Source organism: Brevibacillus sp. HB2.2 (assembly GCF_013284275.1).
In the GTDB taxonomy this organism is placed as follows: domain Bacteria; phylum Bacillota; class Bacilli; order Brevibacillales; family Brevibacillaceae; genus Brevibacillus; species Brevibacillus brevis_D.
In genome coordinates, this window is record NZ_JABSUV010000130.1 from 1 (window position 1) to 254 (window position 254).

At 53.5% G+C, this 254-nt stretch carries 1 protein-coding gene; it reads right to left on the minus strand.

Annotation, left to right across the window (positions count from 1 at the left end; translation table 11 throughout):
• On the minus strand, positions 1–254 hold a 254-nt coding region (locus HP401_RS29610), incomplete at both ends, for a phosphopantetheine-binding protein (RefSeq protein WP_173607637.1).

A 254-nucleotide genomic window follows, 5' to 3' on the forward strand; every position in this document is an offset into this window, starting at 1 on the left:
AGTTCTGCAACGGTTGGATTTTCGAAAAGCGTACGGATCGGTACTTCTCCTGCAAACATCTCACGAAGACGGGAAATGACCCGTGTCGCTAAGAGAGAATGCCCGCCCAACTCAAAGAAGTTGTCATGAACGCCGACTTTTTCGATACCGAGCACTTGCGACCAGATGGTGGCGACCAGCTCCTCCGTTTGGTTGCGTGGCGCTACATACTCTTGGGTAGAAGCGATTTGGCCCCACTCCGGCTCTGGCAGTTG